This is a genomic window from Streptomyces sp. NBC_01283, from assembly GCF_041435335.1.
Taxonomy (GTDB): domain Bacteria; phylum Actinomycetota; class Actinomycetes; order Streptomycetales; family Streptomycetaceae; genus Streptomyces.
The window spans coordinates 4,222,024-4,242,500 of sequence record NZ_CP108430.1 but is presented as its reverse complement, the minus strand read 5'-3'; the positions used below and the strand labels follow the sequence as shown (position 1 = coordinate 4,242,500).

Genomic DNA, 20,477 nt, shown 5'->3' with positions numbered 1-20,477 from the left:
TGGTAGTAGGTGAGTGATGGGGTGACGCAGGAAGGTAGTCCAGCCCGGGCGGTGGTAGTCCCGGGGTAAGGGTGTAGGGCGTGTGATAGGTAAATCCGTCACGCATTAAGCCTGAGACCTGATGCCGAGCCGATTGTGGTGAAGTGGATGATCCTATGCTGTCGAGAAAAGCCTCTAGCGAGTTTCATGGCGGCCCGTACCCTAAACCGACTCAGGTGGTCAGGTAGAGAATACCGAGGCGTTCGGGTGAACTATGGTTAAGGAACTCGGCAAAATGCCCCCGTAACTTCGGGAGAAGGGGGGCCATCACCGGTGATCGGATTTACTCCGTGAGCTGGGGGTGGCCGCAGAGACCAGCGAGAAGCGACTGTTTACTAAAAACACAGGTCCGTGCGAAGCCGTAAGGCGATGTATACGGACTGACGCCTGCCCGGTGCTGGAACGTTAAGGGGACCGGTTAGTGCACTTTCGGGTGTGCGAAGCTGAGAACTTAAGCGCCAGTAAACGGCGGTGGTAACTATAACCATCCTAAGGTAGCGAAATTCCTTGTCGGGTAAGTTCCGACCTGCACGAATGGCGTAACGACTTCTCGACTGTCTCAACCATAGGCCCGGTGAAATTGCACTACGAGTAAAGATGCTCGTTTCGCGCAGCAGGACGGAAAGACCCCGGGACCTTTACTACAGTTTGATATTGGTGTTCGGTTCGGCTTGTGTAGGATAGGTGGGAGACTTTGAAGCGGGCACGCCAGTGTTCGTGGAGTCAACGTTGAAATACCACTCTGGTCGTGCTGGATGTCTAACCTGGGTCCGTGATCCGGATCAGGGACAGTGTCTGATGGGTAGTTTAACTGGGGCGGTTGCCTCCCAAAGAGTAACGGAGGCGCCCAAAGGTTCCCTCAGCCTGGTTGGTAATCAGGTGTTGAGTGTAAGTGCACAAGGGAGCTTGACTGTGAGACCGACGGGTCGAGCAGGGACGAAAGTCGGGACTAGTGATCCGGCGGTGGCTTGTGGAAGCGCCGTCGCTCAACGGATAAAAGGTACCCCGGGGATAACAGGCTGATCTTCCCCAAGAGTCCATATCGACGGGATGGTTTGGCACCTCGATGTCGGCTCGTCGCATCCTGGGGCTGGAGTCGGTCCCAAGGGTTGGGCTGTTCGCCCATTAAAGCGGTACGCGAGCTGGGTTTAGAACGTCGTGAGACAGTTCGGTCCCTATCCGCTGTGCGCGTAGGAATATTGAGAAGGGCTGTCCCTAGTACGAGAGGACCGGGACGGACGAACCTCTGGTGTGCCAGTTGTCCTGCCAAGGGCATGGCTGGTTGGCTACGTTCGGAAAGGATAACCGCTGAAAGCATCTAAGCGGGAAGCCTGCTTCGAGATGAGTATTCCCACCCCCTTTGAGGGGTTAAGGCTCCCAGTAGACGACTGGGTTGATAGGCCAGATCTGGAAGCCCGGTAACGGGTGGAGGTGACTGGTACTAATAGGCCGAGGGCTTGTCCTCAGTTGCTCGCGTCCACTGTGTTGGTTCTGAAACCACGAACAACCCCGTATGTCGGGCCACGACTACGGTGCGGTTGACAGTTTCATAGTGTTTCGGTGGTCATAGCGTGAGGGAAACGCCCGGTTACATTCCGAACCCGGAAGCTAAGCCTCACAGCGCCGATGGTACTGCAGGGGGGACCCTGTGGGAGAGTAGGACGCCGCCGAACTATTATTAAGGGGAAACCCCCGCACCCTCTGGGTGCGGGGGTTTTCTGCTTTCCAGGCCCTTCGACGCCGTCGAGGGGCCTTTTCTGCGTTTAGGGTCGAGTTATGCGATACGACCTGGTCATCTTCGACAATGACGGCGTTCTCGTCGATAGCGAGCCGCTCTCCAACACCATCCTCGCTGCCTATCTGACCGAGCTCGGCCACCCCACCACGTATGAGGACTCGCTGCGTGACTACATGGGGGCCGCCGTCCATCGCGTACACGACCTTGTTCTTGAGCGCAGTGGGCAGCGGTTGCCCGAAGATTTTGACGCGGCCTTCCACGCACGTGTCTTCGCGGCCTTCGAGCGGGAGCTGGAGCCCGTGGCAGGGGCCGTCGACGTACTGGAGAAGCTGGTGGCCGGCGGAGTGCCGTACTGCCTTGCCTCGTCCGGGAGTCACGAGCGGATCCGGGTCGGACATCGGCGGACCGGCCTCGACCGGTGGTTCGATGACGAACGGATCTTCAGCTCCGAGGACGTGGGGCGGGGCAAGCCGGCGCCGGATCTCTTCCTGTACGCCGCCGAGCGCATGGGTGTGGCGCCGGAGAAGTGTGTGGTGGTCGAGGACAGTCCGCTGGGCGTGAAGGCAGCTGTGGCCGCGGGAATGGACGTGTACGGGTTCACCGCCATGACGCCGGCCGAGCGGCTTTCAGGGGCCACCGAACTCTTTGGGGACATGAGGGAGTTGGCTGACCTGCTCGTATGACGCGGGCCCGGGGAGCGGCCTGACATTTGTCACTGCCAGGTCCGGACGAACGTTTCTGCCGGGCGACGGGTGGTTGCGGCGAAGCTGAGTGCATCGAAGACGAACGGCACGCACTCAGTGACAGTGACGACGGAGGACCGAACGCCATGAGCCAGATCACCGCCCCGGCCACGCACACAGGAGCCCTCGCCGCGGAAGTCGCCCCCGCGGGAGCCTCCGTACGACAGTCCCGGTGGGAGTCCCTGAAGCCGCTCGTCCTGGACGCGGTGGTGCCCACAGCCTCGTACTACCTGCTCAGCAAGGGCTTTGGGATGGGCACGCTGGCGGCGCTCGCCTGGAGCAGTGTGGTGCCCGCCGGGCGGACGCTGTGGAGCGTGGCCAAGGAGCGGAAGGTCAATGGCCTCGCGGCGCTCATCCTGACCGCCAACGTCGTCGGGCTGCTGCTCAGCCTGCTGGCCGGTGACCCGCGACTGATGCTCGCCAAGGACAGCGGGATCACCGCGACGATCGGGATCGCCGTGCTGGTGTCCGTGGCCGCCGGGCGGCCGTTGATGACCGCGGGGCTCAAGCCCTGGGTGACGAAGGGGAATCCGGTGCGGACCGCCGTGTGGGAGCGGCTGATCGCCGAGCGGGGGCAGTTCGCGCGGATGGAGCGCACGTTCTCGGTGATGTGGGGTGTGGCGCTGTTCGGTGAGGCCGTGGTGCGGGTCGTGGGGGCGTACTCGCTGCCGATCGACACCATGGTGTGGCTCGGCGGCGTGATCGCCGGCGTGACCATCACGGCGACGGTCATGGCCAGTGGCCGCCGGGTCGTCGGTCCGATGGAGGCGAAGGTGAGCGAAGAGATCGCCAAGCTCGGACGGTGAGCCCGGGGTGAGCCCGGGGTGAGCCCGAGGTGAGCTCGGAAGGTCTGCCTCCGGGGAGGAGATGCGCCTTGCCTGGTGGGAGGCGGTGGGAATTGGGTGGGTGATCTATCTACCCACCGGTAGTCAGGGGTCCTACGCTCAGCAGCCATGACAGATGAGCTGCGGCGCGGCAGGGCCTCTTTGGCGTTCAGCTTCCTGGTGCAGGGCGTCACCTTCGCGTTGCTGGTGACACGGATCCCCGCCCTTCAGGATCAGTACGGGATATCCGACGGCCTGCTGCCGGTGTTTCTGGCCGCTGTGCCGATCCTCGCGGGGGTCGGCAGTGTGGGCACGGAATGGCTGGTCAAGAGGGTGCCGCCTAGCCGTGTGCTGCGGTGGGTGCAGCCCGTGGTGTTGTTGGCGCTGCTCGGGGCCGGCGCGGGTGAGGCCCTGTGGCAAGTGGCGGTGGCGCTGGGGGCGTTCGGGCTCTCGGTGGGTGCGCTCGACGCGTCCATGAACATGCTCGGGGTGAGTCTGCAGCGGGCGTACGGGCGCAGCATCATGCTGGGGTTTCACGCGGCGTACAGCCTGGGCGGGATCGCGGGGGCGTCGCTCGCCTGGGCGGGGGCGCACTGGGATCTGTCGCTCTTCGTCTCGTATCTGCCGGTGGTCGTGGTGCTGGTGCCCGCGGCGTTCGTGGGGAGCCGCTGGTACGTCGATGCCGGTGGCGGGTCCGGCGCTGATGCGGGTGCTACGGGTGATGCCGGTGAGGGGAAGGGCGGGCCCGTCGTCTTCAAGCTGCTCCTTCCGCTCTGCATGGTGATGACCTTCGCGTACATCGGGGATTCGACCGTCTCCAACTGGAGCGCGAAGTATCTGCAGGACGTGCTGGGGAGCTCGGAGGAGGTCTCGACCGTCCCCTACAACGTCTACATGGTCATGACCCTGCTGGGGCGGGGGCTCGGGGATCTGGGCGTACGGCGGTTCGGGGCTGTGGCGGTGGTGCGGGTCGGGTCGGTGGTGGCGGCGCTCGGGTTCGCGATCGTGGCGGTGGCGCCCGGGGCGTGGACCGGGATCCTGGGCTTCACGGTGCTCGGGCTCGGGTTGTGCGTGATCGTTCCGCAGACCTTCGCCGCGGCGGGGCGGCTCTTCCCGGGGGCTTCGGACGCCGCTGTCGCGCGGCTCAACGTCTTCAACTACGTGGGGTTCCTCATCGGTTCACCGCTGGTGGGGGCGCTCGGGGACGCCTGGAACTACCGCGGGGCGATGCTCGTTCCCATGGTGTTGGTGCTCGTGACCTTGTTGTACGCCCGGTCTTTCGCCCCCGGAGCGGACCGATACGGTGACGGGCATGAGCGGCCACGCACAGCTGATGTGGGACGAGGAAGTAACGGGCTATGACTTCGGTCCTGAGCACCCCATGGACCCGGTCCGGCTCGCGCTGACCAGAAGCCTGGTCGGTGCCTTCGGGCTCGACCGTGAGCTGGAAGTGGTGGCGGCCAAGCGTGCCGGTGACTCGACGTTGCGGCTCGTGCATCGCGAGGACTATGTGGAGGCGGTCAAGGCCGCGTCCGCCGATCCGGCGTCGGCGGACGGCAGCTATGGCCTCGGGACCGCGGACGATCCCGCCTTCGCGGGGATGCACGAGGTGTCGGCGCTGATCGCCGGGCAGTCGGTGGGTGCGGCCGAGGCGGTGTGGCGCGGGGAAGCGCTGCACGCGGTGAACTTCGCGGGCGGGCTGCATCATGCGATGCCGGGATCCGCTTCGGGGTTCTGCATCTACAACGACGCCTCGCTGGCCATCGCGCGGTTGCTCGAGCTGGGCGCCGAGCGGGTCGCGTACGTGGATGTGGATGTGCACCACGGGGACGGGGTGCAGGCGTCCTTCTGGGACGATCCGCGGGTTCTGACGATCTCGATGCACGAGCATCCGCGGACGCTGTTTCCGCAGACCGGGTGGCCCGAGGAGACGGGGGCGGCCGGGGACGCCGAGGGGTCCGCCGTGAATGTGGCGTTGCCGGCCGGGACCGGGGACGCGGGGTGGCTGCGGGCTTTCCACGCCGTGGTGCCGGAGCTGTTGGCGGAGTTCCGGCCGCAGGTGCTGGTGACCCAGCATGGTGCCGACACGCATTTCGAGGATCCGCTGGCTCATCTGGCGGTGTCGCTCGATGCGCAGCGGGCCGTGCAGGTGGCCTGCCATGAGCTGGCGCATTCGTACGCCGACGGCCGGTGGGTCGCTCTGGGTGGGGGTGGTTACGCCGTGGTGGATGTGGTGCCCCGGTCCTGGACCCATCTGACCGCCATCGCCGCGGGGCGGGAGGTGCTGCCCTCGGCGGAGATTCCTGAGGCCTGGCGGCAGGAAGTGTATGCGCGGACCCGGCAGTTGGCTCCCGCGCGGATGAGTGATGGGCGGTGGCCCGTCTCCTGGGCGGAGTGGTCCGAGGGGTACGACCCGGCGGACCGGCTCGACCAGGCGGTGCTCGCTGCTCGCCGTGCGGCGTATCCGCTGCGGGGGTTGCTGCCGTAGAGGGTGGCAGGGAGCTGCAAGGGGAGTAGGGCGGGCGGCGGCCTTCAACGCCGGACGGGCGCGCAGGGATTGTGCCCGCGTTAGCCCAACTGTGGGGGGTTTCCGGGGTTTTGGGGGTGGGCGTCCGGGCGATGCGTCAGCATCGTGCCGTGTTGAGCACCGGAGCGTTGCGTGCGCATCTGTTGGCTGCCCGGCTGGCCGGGCCCGTTGCCACCACGCGGGAAGCGAGCCTGCGGAGCTACCGGCTCTTCGCGGCCCGGGACCCGCGGATACTGCTCGGTCTTGATCCCGAGTGGAGTTGGGGGCCCGGTGACCTGCTGGGGCTGATGGCCGACAAGTGCGGGGTGTCCGCCGATCCGCGGCACACTTCGGGGGTCGACGTCATCGACCCGGAGCGGACGCTGGCCGCGCTCGACGCCTTCGCCGAAAGGCTCGCGGACGCGGCGCGAAGGCGGCTTCCCGTGCTCTTCGGGACGGGGCATCCGCACCGGCTCCTCGGTTTCTACGCCGCCCTGGCGGACGCTTTGTCGGCGGCCGGGTGCACCGTCCTCACCCCCGCGCAGGGCAACAGTGTCGACATAACGACCCGGTTCGGCCTACGCACGTACAACCTTGACTACGTACAAGGAGTCGCGCTGGTGCGGGAACCCGGCGCGCGTCCCACCGGGAGTGAGACCGGCGCACACTCCCACTCCCCGCTCCCGGTTCGAGCTGCTCTCGCGGCCGCAGCGGAGGCTGAGGGACCGCTTCCCGAGCTCGTCGTCGGGGACCACGGATGGGTCTGCGGGGCAGGTCAGCTGGGGTTCGAGGCGATCGGTCTGGCGGATACGGATGATCCCGCGCTGTTCGTCGGAGAGGCCGAGGGGCAGGTGTCCGTCGTCGTTCCGCTTGATGACGCTGTGCGGTCTGATTACTACCGACCGCTTACTCGCTATGTACTCAATCGAGCGTGTCTGTCACAGTAGGCGGCCGATCGCTACTCCTCTTCCCCACTCGCATCATCCGCCCCTAGTCTGGGGAGTGAGCGCGCAGAGACGAAGAGTCACCGGAAGGGGAAGCCGGTGCCCGTCATGTGCGGAAGGTTCAGGTGGGGTGTCATGGCTGCAGACCAGAGGCCGCTGAACGAGGTTCAGTTCTTGACCGTGGCGGAAGTCGCCTCGGTAATGCGAGTGTCCAAGATGACCGTGTACCGCTTGGTGCACAGCGGTCATCTGCCCGCCATCCGGGTCGGAAGGTCCTTCCGGGTTCCGGAGCAGGCGGTTCACGAGTACCTCCGCGAGTCCTATGTAGGAGTCGAGGCGGGCTGACCGGAGCCGGTCGATCCCCCTCGATTACGTCCCTCACCCGGGGGCGGGTAGGCTAGGGCCGACGTAGGTCGTGTGGGCCCAGTCAGCTGCCCCGCACCGAGTGATGAGAAGTGAGCGAGGGTAGTCGTGGGCTCTGTTATCAAGAAGCGGCGTAAGCGGATGGCCAAGAAGAAGCACCGCAAGCTGCTGAAGCGCACCCGCGTTCAGCGTCGCAACAAGAAGTAGGCGACAGCTGCACAGCGCGTATCGAAGCCCTCCCGTCATCCGACGGGAGGGCTTCGGCGTTTTCGGGGTACCCGCAGGCCCTGGGGTACTCGTTTTTCGAGGAGGTACTCTCCGAGGCGTCTTCCGGCCGGTTTTCGGGCCGTGACGGACCGCCCGGGGGCTTGTTTCGAACGTACGCCCTGGGCAGGATGTGCGTCCCGATCCGGCGTACGTCCTGGTCTGGGCGTACAGCCTGGTCTGTGTGCATGTATGTGGCTGTCGTCACTTCCTGCATCGGGCGGTCATCACAGCGCAACATCGACCCGCTAGCGTGTGCCAGGAGACTAATGACGGGGCGCGGCAGGACTTCAAGGGCTGGGGAAGGCAGGCGCTGATCTTGGGCAAGGTCGTGCTCGTGACCGGGGTGGCCCGACAACTGGGCGGGCGGTTCGTCCGGCGTGTCCTGCGGGATCCCGACGTCGACCGGGTGGTCGCCGTGGACGCGGTCCCTCCCGAGCACCATCTGGGCGGCGCCGACTTCGTCCAGGCCGACATCCGGCAGCCCGCGATCGCCAAGGTGCTCGCCGAGTTCTCCGTCGACACGGTCGTGCACCTGGACGTCACGGGCACCGCGCTGGCGGGCGGCAACCGCGGCTCGCTCAAGGAAACCAACGTCATCGGCACCATGCAGCTGCTCGGCGCCTGCCAGAAGTCGCCGACGGTCAAGCGGCTCGTGGTGAAGTCGAGCACCAACGTGTACGGCTCCGCGCCGCGCGACCCCGCGGTCTTCACCGAGACGACGCCGCCGAAGTCGCTGCCGAGCGGTGGCTTCGCCAAGGACACCGTCGAGGTCGAGGGATACGTGCGCGGATTCGCGCGCCGCCGCCCGGACGTGGCGGTCTGCGTGCTGCGCTTCGCGAACATCCTGGGCCCCGCCGCGGACTCCCCGCTCGCCGAGTACTTCTCGCTGCCGGTCCTGCCGACCGTCTTCGGCTACGACCCGCGGCTGCAGTTCGTGCACGAGGACGACGCGATCGAGGTCCTGCGCCTCGGGGCACACGAGCCGGAGCGCGGGACGCTCAACAGCGGCACGTTCAACATCGCCGGTGACGGCCTGCTGCTGCTCTCGCAGTGCGCGCGGCGCCTGGGGCGTCCGACGCTGCCGGTGTTCATGCCCGCGGTCACCTGGGTCGGCCAGGCGCTGCGCACCCTGGGCATGACGGACTTCTCGCCGGAGCAGATCAGGCTGCTCACCCACGGCCGGGTCGTCGCCACCCGGCAGATGCGCGAGACACTGGGCTTCAGCCCCAAGTACACGACCGCGGAGACCTTCGCGGACTTCGTACGCAGCCGGGGTCCGGGACTCATGCCGCCGCAGGCCGTCGCGGGGGCAATCGACCGGATCGCCACGCTGCCCTTCGCGGGCAGCCAGAGCGTCAACTGAGGAGAGCGTCAACGATGGCGGACGCCAAGGTCATTCCGTTCGACGACGACCGGTCGCGCGCGGGTGCGCAGCGCCCGCCGCGGCGAAGGAGCGCGGTCCGGCGCAAGAACGATCCGGCAGCCGTGCGTGAGGTCACGGCCATGCCGGGCCAGCAGGACGGAGGGCCGCAGGTGGAGCGGGCCGAGCCGGAGCCCTCGCCCCAGGGGGCTTCCGGGACGGAAGCGGGGCCCGGGGCCCGTCCGGAGCCGCGGGGCGGTGGCGGTGGCCTGGAGCGCCGTGTCGCGGGTGGTCTCGCGTTTCTGCGGCGGCGGCTCACGGGTGACTACGAGGTCGACGACTTCGGGTACGACGAGGAGCTCACCGATCAGGTCCTGATGTCCCTGGTGCGGCCGCTGTACGAGAAGTACTTCCGCGTCGAGGTGAAGGGCATCGAGAACATCCCGTCGGAGGGCGGGGCGCTGATCGTCTCCAACCACTCGGGAACGCTGCCGCTGGACGGCCTGATGATGCAGGTCGCCGTGCACGACAACCATCCCGAGGGGCGGCATCTGCGGCTGCTCGCGGCGGATCTCGTCTTCATGCTGCCGGTGGTCAACGAGCTGGCGCGCAAGGCGGGGCACACGCTGGCGTGCGCCGAGGACGCCGAGCGTCTCCTTGAGCGGGGCGAGCTGGTCGGGGTGATGCCGGAGGGGTTCAAGGGCATCGGGAAGCCGTTCAGCGACCGCTACAAGCTGCAGCGGTTCGGACGGGGCGGCTTCGTCTCCACCGCGCTGCGTGCGGGCACGCCGATCGTTCCCTGCTCGATCGTGGGGGCGGAGGAGATCTACCCGATGATCGGCAACGCGAAGACGCTGGCGAGAGTGCTCGGCTTCCCGTACTTCCCGATCACGCCTACGTTCCCCTGGCTCGGGCCGCTGGGGGCGTTGCCGTTGCCGACGAAGTGGACTATCCAGTTCGGGGAGCCGATCCCGACGGACGGGTATCCGCCGGAGGCGGCCGAGGACCCGATGCTGATGTTCAACCTGACCGATCAGGTCAGGGAGCAGATCCAGCACACGCTCTACAAGCTGCTGGTGCAGCGGCGGTCGGTCTTCTTCTGAGGGTTTCCACAGCATGAGGGAGGGGCCGGATCCAGTGGATCCGGCCCCTCCCTCATGCTGTCCGGGAAATGCCCCGGAGGACTGCGTACGACTAGTTCGCGTCCTCTTCGTTGATGCCCAGGCCCGGCAGCAGGCCGGGCAGGATCGGCGGCACCGTGACGTCCGGCTTGGCCGACGGGGATGCCTTGTCGGGTTTGCCGTCCGAGGGGGTGGGGGTCGTGTCGGACTTCGGCGGGTCCAGGAGGCCGCCCGTGTTGCCGCCGAGCAGGCCGTCGCTGTCGCTGCCGCCGTCCGGCGTGGACGGGTGGGGCTTGCTGTCCTTGCTCGCGCCGTCCCGGGGGGACGTCGTGGGCGAGGAGGGGCTGTCCGGGGTGGTGGAGCCCGCGGAACCCTGGCTCGGCTTGCCGGGGGAGTCGCTCTTGTCCGGGGTGCGCGGGAGGAGGGAGCGGAGGGGGTCCACTTCCTGGTCCATCGCGTCGAACACCGAGCTCACCTGATCGCCCACGTCACCGAGCTGGACGGGCAGCCTGCTCTGCAGGTCGCTCCAGCTCCTGCGGTGCGACTCCGCGAAGGCGGACAGGGTCTGGATGTGACCCAGCGAGCCGTCCCTCTCGTACGCCTGGTGCAGCAGGCGGTGGCCTTCCGTGGCGTCGTGCCGCATGCCCGAGAGGGCCCGCCTGACCTCGCCGAGGGATTCGTGGTCGAGACTGCCGGTGCGGCCACGCTCCATCAGCCGGCGGGCTTCGTTCAGGCGCGTCGACGCGTGGTCGAGATAGACCTCGCCCTTGTCGCTGTCGCCGTCGGCCATGCCGAGCTTGAGGTCTTCCATGCCACGCTTCAAGCCGTACAGCGAATCGCCCGGCAGCGCGTCCGAGCTGGCCGCGGCAACCCCGCTGAACGCGCCGGCGGCCACGCCGACGGTGAGTCCGCCCGCTGCGATGCCTTGCGACAGCCGGGAGCGCGGCTTCAGTTTGCGCAGTCCCGTGGCCCGGTGGGCGCCCTTGCGGGACCGCTGTTCGGGCACCGATGTGCCGATGGTCCCACCGCCCGCGGCCGTGCCCTCAAGGAGCATGGCCTCCATGGCAGCTACGAGCTGGGCCCGCTGGACCACTTTGACCTCGGGATCCATCTCCGGCTTCGGCAGTTCGCCGAGGCCGGCCGCCAGAGCCAACATCCTGTCCGGTGGCGTCTGTTCGGACGGCACGGAATCGGGTGTGACGGAACCTTCGGACTGCTCGGCCGCCGGGGCCTGGTCGGATTGCTCCTCCAGGTCCTGGGCGAAGGCGTTCGCCCGCCGGTGTGCCGATACGTTCGCGATCACTGGCGGCACCTCCTCTCGTCATGACGGTCGACTCCCCAGGGGGTCCTGAGGGTTGCCCGACCTGAGCACTTCCACTCGATCGAGTGAGCGGAGGTAGTCAGGGGGCGACCACAGGGAGCCTGCATCCCGCACAACGAGCGTCGCGGCACTTGGGTTACGGACGGAGGATGATCGGACCGCCCAAATTCCGTGACGGCCATCTGGCCGCCACGGAGGGTGAGTTGAACGCTCCGCACGGCTACAGAGGGCGATCGACGGCGTGCGGCGCTAGCGCACGTCGTCGGGGAGGAGCCGGGCCAGCGTGCGGACGGCGCGGTACTGGAGGGTCTTGATCGCGCCCTCGTTCTTGCCCATCACCCGAGCGGTCTCGGCGACCGAGAGGCCCTGCAGGAAGCGCAGGGTCACGCACTCCTGCTGCTGGGGGTTGAGGCGGCGCACGGCGTCGAGCAGTGCGGCGTTGGAGAGGGACTCCAGGACGGAGTCCTCGGGGCTGCGCTCGACCTCATTGGCGTCGAGCATTTCGCCTGTGGTCACTTCGAGGCGGAAACGGCTCGACTTGAAGTGGTCGGCGACCAGGTTGCGAGCGATGGTGACGAGCCAGGCGCCGAAATCGCGCCCCTGCCAGGTGAACGTGCTGATGCGGCGCAGGGCGCGCAGAAAGGTCTCGCTGGTCAGGTCCTCGGCGGTCGCCTTGCCGCCGACGCGGTAGTAGATGTAGCGGTAGACCGTGTCGCTGTACTGGTCGTAGAGACGGCCGAAGGCGTCGGACTCGCCCGCTTGGGCGCGTTCGACGAGGTCCATCATGCGGGCGCTGTCGCTGTCCGCGGCGGGACGGCGTGGGGTGGGGGTTGAGGTGGCGGCAGAGGCGGAACGAGCCCGTCTGCTGACCGCCGCGCCGCTGTCCGCCAGGGCATAGACGGGCCCGGCGGGTGTGGGGACGGCAAATGCGGGGACGGCGGGGCCGGCGTACGCGGTGGGGACGAAGCCGCGCAAGCGGTCGGCGACCGTTGCGCGCAGCGTAGCCAGGCCCGAGGCGTCAACCCCGACGTGTGGGTACACGGGACTCCCAGAGGCAGAGCTTCCATCACGTGCAGTGCGGAACCGTTCACCCGTCGTAGCGACGTGTGGGGTCCGTAATGCGTCTGAGGAGAATAACGCTTCGTACAGGCGGCACTACACCCAGTTGCTCAAATCACCGATTACGTCGCTTCTGTAGCCGGTCGATGCCCGTTCAAGTAGCGGACAGTGATCGGTTGTTGATCGAAATGGTTCACATTCCGGCTATGCGCGAGGCGTGTTGTGGTCGGGTGCTACCAACGTGACTGGCGGGAGCCCGGGCGGGGTATGACCGAGAGAATGTTCAGTGGCGGCGGCGGTGCAGGGCGATGGCCGCGGCCGTGCCACCTGCGAGGGCGCCGACTCCCGCGGCGGCGGGGATGCCCACCTTGGCGGCCTTGCGGCCGGTGCGGTAGTCCCGCAGGCGCCAGTCCCGCTCGCGCGCGTGCTTGCGCAGTTTGGCGTCGGGATTGATCGCGTACGGATGCCCGACCAGCGACAGCATCGGGATGTCGTTGTGCGAATCGCTGTACGCCGCGCAGCGGGCCAGGTCCAGGCCCTCGGCCGACGCGAGCGCGCGCACCGCCTCGGCCTTCGCCGGGCCGTGCAGGGGCTCGCCGACGAGCTTTCCCGTATAGACGCCGTCCACGGACTCGGCGACCGTGCCGAGCGCGCCGGTCAGGCCCAGGCGGCGGGCGATGATCGTCGCCGTCTCCACCGGGGCGGCCGTGACCAGCCAGACCTTCTGGCCCGCGTCCAGGTGGGCCTGGGCCAGGGCGCGCGTGCCGGGCCAGATGCGCTCGGCCATGTACTCGTCGTAGATCTCCTCGCCGATGGACATCAGCTCGGCGACCCGGTGGCCCTTGACGATGGACAGGGCGCTGTCGCGGGCGTCCTGCATGTGCTCGGGGTCCTCGACGCCCGCGAGCCTGAACCACGCCTGCTGCCAGGCGAATCGGGCCAGCTCCTGGCGCTCGAAGAACTTCCGCTTGTAGAGGCCGCGGCCGAAGTGGAAGATCGCGGCGCCCTGCATCACGGTGTTGTCGAGGTCGAAGAAGGCGGCGGCCTTGTCGTCGCCGAAGACCGGGAACTCGGGCTCCTCCGGTTCCTCGGGGGCGGACGCCGCCGCGAGGTCGTCGAGGGCCTCCAGCTCCTGGGAGGTTTTGCGCGCTGCCTCAGCCGAGGCCTCGCCTGCCAACACGCTCCGCGCGGTGGCGGAGCGCCTACGGGGGGTGAGCCATCCGAGAGCGGCCATGTCGTGAGCATAGCTAGTTCGTTCGGTCGTTCCGGAGTCGGCAGGATTCGACGCTGTGAACTCTGCGCGACCGCACCGTTAAAGAGGGGGCCCGTACGGCGCGTCGGCGGGGCGAGAATGGTGTCATGAGCCCGATTTTTCGCCGTACGGAGAAGAAGAAGCCCCAGGACCGGACGGTCACCCTGATCGGAAAGTCCGGCTGCCATCTGTGCGATGAAGCACAGCTGGTGGTCGAGAAGGTCTGCGGCGAGCTGGGAGTCGTATGGGAGAAGAAGGACATCACTCAGGACGCAGAGCTCAACAGGGCCTACTGGGAACAGATCCCGGTGGTGCTCGTGGACGGTGAACAGCACACCTTCTGGCGGGTGAACGAAGATCGGCTCCGCCGCGAGCTCGCCCCGTAGACCGAACGGTTACTGACCGGGCAGTCCAAACGGCCCGAAAGGTCCCTTAGGATCGTGTGCGGTTTGGTCTCGGGGGCGATGATCGTGAGGAGAGTGTGCGGTTTTGCCCCCATCAAATGAGCAACGCCGCCGCCTGTGCGCTGGTTCCAGAAACGCGCGCCGGGGGCGCGTGACCCCGGTCACGTTGGCCGGGCAAATCGGACACCATCTTTGTGCACGCGTTCACAAAGACATAGCCTGCATTCGACGGGGCGGTCTGGGGACGTGTGACCGCCTGCAGCCCCGCTCTACCCGCAGGAGCACCGTGGCAACTGGCCGAACTCACCGACCGGCGACCCGCAGCCGAGGGATTCCCGAGGCCACCGTCGCCAGGCTTCCGCTGTACCTCCGAGCCCTCACCGCACTGTCGGAGCGCTCGGTGCCCACGGTCTCCTCCGAGGAGCTCGCGGCCGCCGCGGGGGTCAACTCCGCGAAGCTGCGCAAGGACTTCTCCTACCTCGGCTCCTACGGGACGCGTGGTGTCGGCTACGACGTCGAGTACCTCGTCTACCAGATCTCCCGCGAGCTCGGCCTGACGCAGGACTGGCCCGTCGTGATCGTCGGCATCGGTAACCTCGGCGCGGCCCTCGCCAATTACGGCGGGTTCGCCTCGCGCGGCTTCCGTGTCGCCGCCCTGATCGACGCCGACCCGGCGATGGCGGGCACGCCCGTCGCGGGCATGCCGGTGCAGCACACGGACGACCTCGAGAAGATCATCAGTGACAACGGCGTCTCCATCGGCGTCATCTCGACCCCGGCGGGCGCCGCCCAGCAGGTCTGCGAGCGGCTCGTCGCCGCCGGTGTGACCTCGATCCTGAACTTCGCGCCCACCGTTCTCTCCGTGCCCGAGGGCGTCGACGTACGCAAGGTGGACCTCTCCATCGAGCTGCAGATCCTCGCCTTCCACGAGCAGCGCAAGGCCGGCGAGGAAGCGGCGGCCGACGGTGCCGTGGCGCCCGCCGCCGCCAAGCAGCAGCGCAAAGGACCCGACGGGGACGTCCCCGCCGTGATGCCGGCATGAGTCTCCTCGTCGTGGGGCTGAGTCATCGCAGCGCTCCGGTGAGCGTGCTCGAACGGGCCGCCCTGGCCGCCGACGCCCAGGCCAAGCTCCTGCAGGACGTCCTGGCCGCCGAGCCCGCCGCCGAAGCGGCCGTGCTCGCCACCTGCAACCGCATCGAGCTGTACGCCGACGTGGACAAGTTCCACGCGGGCGTCGCCGAGCTGTCGACCCTGCTTGCGCAGCACAGCGGCGTGGGCCTGGAAGAGCTCACTCCTTATCTCTACGTCCACTACGAGGACCGAGCCGTCCACCACCTGTTCTCGGTGGCCTGCGGCCTGGACTCGATGGTCGTCGGCGAGGGGCAGATCCTCGGCCAGATCAAGGACGCCCTCGCGCGCTCCCAGGAGCTGCACACCGCCGGGCGCCTCCTCAACGACCTGTTCCAGCAGGCACTGCGGGTCGGCAAGCGCGCGCACTCGGAGACCGGCATCGACCGGGCCGGGCAGTCGCTCGTGACCTTCGGCCTCGAACAGCTCGCCGGGCGCGAGCCGGTCGAGACCTGGGCCAAGGGCAAGCGCGCCCTGGTCATCGGCGCGGGCTCCATGTCCTCGCTCGCCGCGGCGACGCTCGCACGCGCCGGGGTCCACGAGGTCGTCGTCGCCAACCGCACCCTGGACCGGGCGCACCGCCTGGCCGAGATCCTGGCCGAGGGCGGCACGGGCACCGTCGCCCGCGCCGTGCCGATGGACCAGGTGGCGGCCGAACTGACACGTGCAGATGTCGCCGTCTCCTGCACCGGCGCGACCGGCCTCGTCCTGACGGCCGACGCCGTCGCGGCGGGCGTGGCCGACCGCACGGGCGCCCCCGTCACCGTGGGCGCGCCGCGCGTGCCCGCCGCGGGCACCTCGGCGGCTCCGGCCACCGCGCACGACACCGGCTCCGACGCCGACGAGGCCTGCCCGCTCGGGCTCTCCGGCGACGGGACCGTGGGCCGCGGGGTCGGGTTCTCCGTCATGGGCGAGGACGCCGTCGCCGGGATGGACGCCGCGACGCTGGAGCAGCACGCCGCCTGGGTGGACAACGCGCCCGCCGTGCGCCGTGACGACCCGCAGAGCGAGGCCGACACCATCGCCGCGCTCGCCGCGGCCGTGGCCGCCGGTGGGCGCGTGCCCGAGAACCGCCGCCGCCCCTCGCTCGTCGAGACGGGCAACGTCCTGCTCGCCCTGCTCGACCTGGCCATGCCCCGCGACATCGACGGCGCCGTGCACCGCATCGACGGCGTGCGCCTCGTCGACATCGAGTCGCTCGCCGAGGCCTCCGCGGACGCTCCGATGGCCGACGACGTGGAGCGGGTCCGCGCGATCGTCTCCGACGAGGTCGCCGCCTTCGGTGCCGCACAGCGGGCCGCGCACATCACGCCGACCGTGGTCGCCCTGCGCACCATGGCCGCCGACGTCGTCGCGAACGAGATCGCGCGGCTCGACGGACGGCTCCCCGGACTTCCGGAGAAGGAGCGCGCGGAGATCACCCAGACCGTCCGCCGCGTCGTCGACAAGCTGCTCCACGCACCCACCGTGCGGGTCAAGCAGCTGGCGAGCGAGCCAGGCGGCGCCGGGTACGCGGACGCGCTGCGCACCCTCTTCGACCTCGACCCGCAGACGGTCGCCGCCGTCAGCAGGGCCGACAAGATCAATGAATCCACCGATCAAAACGCATCACAAACAGATCCGAATCGAGGCCGGGCATGACCGAGAGGGCACTCAGGCTCGGGACACGGCGCAGCAAGCTGGCCATGGCCCAGTCCGGGCAAGTGGCCGACACAGTGAGCACGTTGACCGGCCGCCCCGTAGAGCTCGTGGAGATCACGACGTACGGCGATACGTCCCGTGAGCAGCTCGCGCAGATCGGCGGCACCGGCGTCTTCGTGACCGCCCTGCGCGACGCGCTGCTCGGCGGCGAGGTCGACTTCGCCGTCCACTCGCTGAAGGACCTGCCGACCGCGCAGCCCGACGACCTGGCCCTGGCCGCGGTCCCGCTGCGCGAGGACCCCCGCGACGTACTCATCGCGCGCGACGGGATGACCTTCCCGGAGCTGCCGAGCGGCGCGCGGATCGGCACGGGCTCGCCCCGCCGCATGGCGCAGCTCAACGCCTACGCCCGCAACCACGGACTCGCCATAGAGACCGTGCCGATCCGCGGGAACATCGACACGCGCATCGGGTTCGTGCACAAGGGCGAGCTCGATGCCGTCGTACTCGCCGCCGCCGGGCTCCACCGCGTCGGCAGGATCGACGAGGTGACCGACTTCCTGTCGGTCGACACAGTTCTGCCCGCCCCCGGCCAGGGGGCACTGGCGATCGAATGTGCCGCGTCCAACGCGTCACTGACCGCCGCGCTCGCCGAGCTCGACGACCCGTACACCAGGGCCGCCGTGACCGCCGAGCGATCCCTGCTCGCCGCCCTGGAGGCCGGCTGCAGCGCACCTGTGGGTGCGTTGGCCGACCTGCTGGCCGACGGGCAGATTGTCAAGGAAATGCGCCTGCGCGGCGTCGTCGGGGCAACCGACGGCTCGACGCTGGTGCAGCTGTCCACCACCGGTCCCGTGCCCGAGACGCATGACCAAGCCTTGGCGCTCGGCCGTGAACTCGCTGCCGAGATGCTTGCCAAGGGCGCGGCCGGTCTGATGGGGGAGCGAGCACTTTGAGCCCCACCTCGAACCTTCCCGGCCTTCCCGCACACGGGCACGTCACCTTCCTGGGTGCCGGACCCGGAGATCCGGGACTACTTACGCTGCGCGCCGTGGAGGCGCTGGCCCGAGCGGACGTACTGATCGCCGAGCCGGATGTGCTCGACGTCGTGCGCGCGCATGCCAGGGGAGGTGTGGACACACCTCAGCCAGGGGCAGTTGACGACGCGTCAGCGATCGCGGAAGCGTCGTCATTGCGAGCCGCCACCAATCTTGTCATGGAGGCGGCACGGGGCGGCAAGCGGGTCGTACGTGCCGTCAGCGGCGACGTCGGCCTCGACACGTACGCGGCCGAGGAGATGCTCGCCTGCGCCGCCGAGGGCATCTCCTTCGAAGTCGTGCCCGGCATCGCGGCGGCGGTCGGTGTACCCGCCTACGCGGGTGTTCCGCTGCGCGACGCCCAGGGCACCGACGTGCGTTTCGTCGACGCGCGCACCGCGTCCGACCGCTGCTGGAGCGAGGTGGGGGCATCCGACGGGACCGTGGTCGTGTCGACCTCCCTGGACTCCGTGGCCGCGGCCGCCGGTGAACTGGTGTCGTCCGGACGCAAGCCGGACACCCCGATGACGGTGACGATCGCCGGTACGACGACGCGTCAGCGCACCTGGCAGGCCACCCTCGGCACCATCGCGCAGGTCCTCAAGCAGGCGAAGGTGCTGCCCTCGCCCGACGGAGGCCGGCCCGTCATAGCCGTGGTCGGTGAGCGGTCCGCCGCCGCCCAGCGCGACCAGCTCTCCTGGTTCGAGTCGAAGCCGCTCTTCGGGTGGCGGGTGCTCGTTCCGCGGACGAAGGAGCAGGCGGCCTCGCTCTCCGACCAGCTGAGCTCCTACGGCGCGGTGCCGCACGAGGTGCCGACCATCGCCGTCGAGCCGCCCCGCACGCCCCAGCAGATGGAGCGCGCGGTCAAGGGACTCGTCACCGGTCGCTACGAGTGGATCGCCTTCACCAGCGTCAACGCCGTCAAGGCGGTGCGCGAGAAGTTCGAGGAGTACGGGCTCGACGCGCGTGCCTTCGCCGGGATCAAGGTCGCGGCCGTGGGCGAGCAGACCGCTGCCGCGCTCGTCGCCTTCGGCGTGAAGCCCGACCTGGTGCCGAGCGGTGAGCAGTCGGCCGCCGGTCTCCTGGAGGACTGGCCGCCGTACGACCCGGTCTTCGACCCGATCGACCGCGTCTTCCTGCCGCGCGCCGACATCGCCACGGAGACGCTGGTCGCCGGGCTCATCGATCTCGGGTGGGAGGTCGACGACGTGACCGCCTACCGGACGGTGCGCGCGTCGCCGCCCCCGGCGGACACGCGTGAGGCGATCAAGGGCGGCGGCTTCGACGCCGTGCTCTTCACCTCCTCGTCGACCGTGCGGAACCTCGTCGGCATCGCCGGCAAGCCGCACAACGTGACCGTCATCGCGTGCATCGGCCCCGCCACCGCCAAGACCGCGGAGGAGCACGGGCTCCGGGTGGACGTGATGGCTCCGGAGCCTTCGGTGCACAAGCTGGCCGAGGCCCTGGCGGAGTTCGGCACGAGACGCCGGACGGCTGCGCTCGACGCGGGGGATCCTGTCACCCGGCCGAGTGAGCGTCGCCCCGGGTCCCGCCGGAGGCGTACGGCACCGTAGCCTTCGGCAGGGCGGGCCCGATACGGCGTACCGTTCATCACCGGCTTCGCCGAGTTCGTCCTCAAACGCCGGACGGGCTAGTAACTTCCCCGGCCCCGGCTGAGATCCTCAGCCGGGGCCGGAGTCTTTTCGTGAGGTGAGAGAGACAGTGACCAAGTACGGATCCTTCCCCGGGGCCCGGCCCCGTCGGCTGCGGACCACTCCCGCCATGCGGCGCATGGTCGCCCAGACGCGGCTGCACCCGGCCGACCTGATCCTCCCCGCGTTCGTGCGCGAGGACATCAGCGCCCCCGTGGAGATCGGCGCCATGCCCGGTGTCGTCCAGCACACCCGCGACAGCCTGAAGAAGGCCGCCGTCGAGGCGATGGAGGCCGGGGTCTCCGGGATCATGCTCTTCGGGGTTCCGGAGGAGTCGAAGAAGGACGCCGCCGGGACCGTCGGCACCGACCCGGACGGGATCCTGCAGGTCGCGCTGCGCGACGTGCGCGCCGAGGTGGGCGACGACCTCATCGTCATGTCCGACCTGTGCCTCGACGAGTTCACCGACCACGGGCACTGCGGTGTCCTCGACTCCGAGGGGCGCGTCGACAACGACGCCACCCTGGAGCGGTACGCCGAGATGGCGCAGGTCCAGGCCGACGCGGGTGCCCACGTGGTGGGCCCCAGCGGCATGATGGACGGTCAGATCGGTGTCATCCGGGACGCGTTGGACCAGGTGGGACACGAGGACGTCTCCATCCTCGCCTACACCGTCAAGTACTCCTCCGCCTTCTTCGGCCCCTTCCGCGAGGCCGTCGGCTCGTCCCTGAAGGGCGACCGCAAGACCTACCAGCAGGACCCGGCCAACAGCCGTGAGTCCCTGCGCGAGCTGGCGCTCGACCTCGAAGAGGGTGCCGACATGGTGATGGTGAAGCCCGCCGGTCCCTATCTCGACATCCTGGCGAAGGTCGCCGACTCCGTGGACGTGCCGGTCGCCGCGTACCAGATCTCCGGGGAGTACTCGATGATCGAGGCCGCCGCCGAGCGCGGCTGGATCGACCGGGACCAGGCGATCATGGAGTCGCTGACCGGCATCAAGCGTGCGGGCGCGAACATGATCCTCACGTACTGGGCGACCGAGGTGGCGCGGAAGCTCTGAGGCCCGCGCGGACCGACC

At 68.6% G+C, this 20,477-nt stretch carries 18 protein-coding genes and 2 rRNA genes (1 of these 20 running past the window's edge); 17 read left to right on the top strand and 3 right to left on the bottom strand.

The window, feature by feature from the left end; genetic code table 11:
* The 11 genes from OG302_RS19275 to OG302_RS19225 all read left to right on the top strand — a co-directional run.
* A 23S ribosomal RNA gene (locus OG302_RS19275) occupies positions 1 to 1,504 on the top strand (it extends 1,621 nt beyond the left edge of the window).
* A 91-nt stretch (positions 1,505 to 1,595) separates the two neighbouring features.
* Positions 1,596 to 1,712 (top strand): 5S ribosomal RNA (gene rrf, locus OG302_RS19270).
* 103 nt (positions 1,713 to 1,815) lie between these two features.
* A complete protein-coding gene (locus OG302_RS19265; RefSeq protein ID WP_371527912.1) occupies positions 1,816 to 2,460 on the top strand; it encodes an HAD family hydrolase in 645 nt (214 codons plus the stop codon).
* 146 nt (positions 2,461 to 2,606) lie between these two features.
* Positions 2,607 to 3,326, top strand: coding sequence for a VC0807 family protein (locus OG302_RS19260; RefSeq protein WP_371527911.1), 720 nt, complete (start codon positions 2,607 to 2,609; stop codon positions 3,324 to 3,326).
* A 147-nt stretch (positions 3,327 to 3,473) separates the two neighbouring features.
* Positions 3,474 to 4,706, top strand: coding sequence for an MFS transporter (locus OG302_RS19255; protein ID WP_371527910.1), 1,233 nt, complete (start codon positions 3,474 to 3,476; stop codon positions 4,704 to 4,706).
* Entirely contained in the window at positions 4,657 to 5,832 is a 1,176-nt protein-coding gene (locus tag OG302_RS19250) for an acetoin utilization protein AcuC (RefSeq protein WP_371527909.1), read from the top strand. The genes OG302_RS19255 and OG302_RS19250 overlap by 50 nt, the downstream gene beginning before the upstream one ends.
* Before the next feature lie 149 nt (positions 5,833 to 5,981).
* Positions 5,982 to 6,797, top strand: coding sequence for a phosphatase (locus tag OG302_RS19245; RefSeq protein WP_371527908.1), 816 nt, complete (start codon positions 5,982 to 5,984; stop codon positions 6,795 to 6,797).
* A gap of 132 nt (positions 6,798 to 6,929) precedes the next feature.
* On the top strand, positions 6,930 to 7,139 hold the full coding sequence (locus OG302_RS19240; protein WP_157869005.1) for a helix-turn-helix domain-containing protein: 210 nt from the start codon (positions 6,930 to 6,932) through the stop codon (positions 7,137 to 7,139).
* A 126-nt stretch (positions 7,140 to 7,265) separates the two neighbouring features.
* The gene (locus tag OG302_RS19235) at positions 7,266 to 7,364 is read left to right on the top strand and encodes a 30S ribosomal protein bS22 (RefSeq protein ID WP_003948845.1); all 99 of its coding nucleotides are present in this window, start codon (positions 7,266 to 7,268) and stop codon (positions 7,362 to 7,364) included.
* A gap of 376 nt (positions 7,365 to 7,740) precedes the next feature.
* Entirely contained in the window at positions 7,741 to 8,787 is a 1,047-nt protein-coding gene (locus OG302_RS19230) for an NAD-dependent epimerase/dehydratase family protein (RefSeq protein ID WP_371750169.1), read from the top strand.
* Between the two features lie 14 nt (positions 8,788 to 8,801).
* The gene (locus OG302_RS19225) at positions 8,802 to 9,887 is read left to right on the top strand and encodes a lysophospholipid acyltransferase family protein (protein WP_371527907.1); all 1,086 of its coding nucleotides are present in this window, start codon (positions 8,802 to 8,804) and stop codon (positions 9,885 to 9,887) included.
* Positions 9,888 to 9,978: 91 nt separating this feature from the next.
* Here OG302_RS19225 and OG302_RS19220 read toward each other — a convergent pair whose 3' ends face one another.
* The 3 genes from OG302_RS19220 to OG302_RS19210 all read right to left on the bottom strand — a co-directional run bounded on the left by OG302_RS19220 (position 9,979) and on the right by OG302_RS19210 (position 13,519).
* Positions 9,979 to 11,208, bottom strand: a complete 1,230-nt coding sequence (locus OG302_RS19220; RefSeq protein WP_371527906.1) for a DUF5667 domain-containing protein — start codon at positions 11,206 to 11,208, stop codon at positions 9,979 to 9,981.
* 267 nt (positions 11,209 to 11,475) lie between these two features.
* Entirely contained in the window at positions 11,476 to 12,267 is a 792-nt protein-coding gene (locus OG302_RS19215) for an ECF subfamily RNA polymerase sigma factor, BldN family (RefSeq protein ID WP_160506459.1), read from the bottom strand.
* A gap of 301 nt (positions 12,268 to 12,568) precedes the next feature.
* Positions 12,569 to 13,519 carry an HAD-IB family hydrolase gene (locus OG302_RS19210; RefSeq protein ID WP_361844387.1) on the bottom strand — a complete coding sequence of 317 codons (951 nt, stop codon included), beginning with the start codon at positions 13,517 to 13,519 and terminating at the stop codon, positions 12,569 to 12,571.
* A 125-nt stretch (positions 13,520 to 13,644) separates the two neighbouring features.
* Between OG302_RS19210 and OG302_RS19205 the strand changes: the two genes are divergently transcribed.
* From OG302_RS19205 to hemB, 6 genes are all read left to right on the top strand, one after another.
* On the top strand, positions 13,645 to 13,923 hold the full coding sequence (locus tag OG302_RS19205; RefSeq protein WP_371527905.1) for a glutaredoxin family protein: 279 nt from the start codon (positions 13,645 to 13,647) through the stop codon (positions 13,921 to 13,923).
* Positions 13,924 to 14,227: 304 nt separating this feature from the next.
* A complete protein-coding gene (locus OG302_RS19200; protein ID WP_371527904.1) occupies positions 14,228 to 14,983 on the top strand; it encodes a redox-sensing transcriptional repressor Rex in 756 nt (251 codons plus the stop codon).
* Positions 14,980 to 16,710 carry a glutamyl-tRNA reductase gene (locus tag OG302_RS19195; RefSeq protein ID WP_371527903.1) on the top strand — a complete coding sequence of 577 codons (1,731 nt, stop codon included), beginning with the start codon at positions 14,980 to 14,982 and terminating at the stop codon, positions 16,708 to 16,710. Before OG302_RS19200 ends, OG302_RS19195 begins: the two co-directional genes overlap by 4 nt.
* Complete coding sequence (gene hemC / locus OG302_RS19190) at positions 16,707 to 17,666, top strand: hydroxymethylbilane synthase (protein ID WP_371527902.1); 960 nt, start codon at positions 16,707 to 16,709, stop codon at positions 17,664 to 17,666. Before OG302_RS19195 ends, hemC begins: the two co-directional genes overlap by 4 nt.
* Entirely contained in the window at positions 17,663 to 19,321 is a 1,659-nt protein-coding gene (locus OG302_RS19185) for a uroporphyrinogen-III synthase (protein WP_371527901.1), read from the top strand. The genes hemC and OG302_RS19185 overlap by 4 nt, the downstream gene beginning before the upstream one ends.
* A gap of 148 nt (positions 19,322 to 19,469) precedes the next feature.
* A complete protein-coding gene (hemB, locus tag OG302_RS19180; protein ID WP_371527900.1) occupies positions 19,470 to 20,459 on the top strand; it encodes a porphobilinogen synthase in 990 nt (329 codons plus the stop codon).
* The last annotated feature ends 18 nt before the right edge of the window (positions 20,460 to 20,477 follow it).

Coding starts and splice junctions, on each gene's coding strand:
- OG302_RS19265 (WP_371527912.1), top strand. CDS start 1,816: ATGCGATACGACCTGGTCATCTTCGACAATGACGGCGTTCTCGTCGAT.
- OG302_RS19225 (WP_371527907.1), top strand. CDS start 8,802: ATGGCGGACGCCAAGGTCATTCCGTTCGACGACGACCGGTCGCGCGCG.
- OG302_RS19205 (WP_371527905.1), top strand. CDS start 13,645: ATGAGCCCGATTTTTCGCCGTACGGAGAAGAAGAAGCCCCAGGACCGG.
- OG302_RS19255 (WP_371527910.1), top strand. CDS start 3,474: ATGACAGATGAGCTGCGGCGCGGCAGGGCCTCTTTGGCGTTCAGCTTC.
- OG302_RS19240 (WP_157869005.1), top strand. CDS start 6,930: ATGGCTGCAGACCAGAGGCCGCTGAACGAGGTTCAGTTCTTGACCGTG.
- OG302_RS19210 (WP_361844387.1), bottom strand. CDS start 13,519: ATGGCCGCTCTCGGATGGCTCACCCCCCGTAGGCGCTCCGCCACCGCG.
- hemC (WP_371527902.1), top strand. CDS start 16,707: ATGACCGAGAGGGCACTCAGGCTCGGGACACGGCGCAGCAAGCTGGCC.
- OG302_RS19260 (WP_371527911.1), top strand. CDS start 2,607: ATGAGCCAGATCACCGCCCCGGCCACGCACACAGGAGCCCTCGCCGCG.
- OG302_RS19250 (WP_371527909.1), top strand. CDS start 4,657: ATGAGCGGCCACGCACAGCTGATGTGGGACGAGGAAGTAACGGGCTAT.
- OG302_RS19195 (WP_371527903.1), top strand. CDS start 14,980: ATGAGTCTCCTCGTCGTGGGGCTGAGTCATCGCAGCGCTCCGGTGAGC.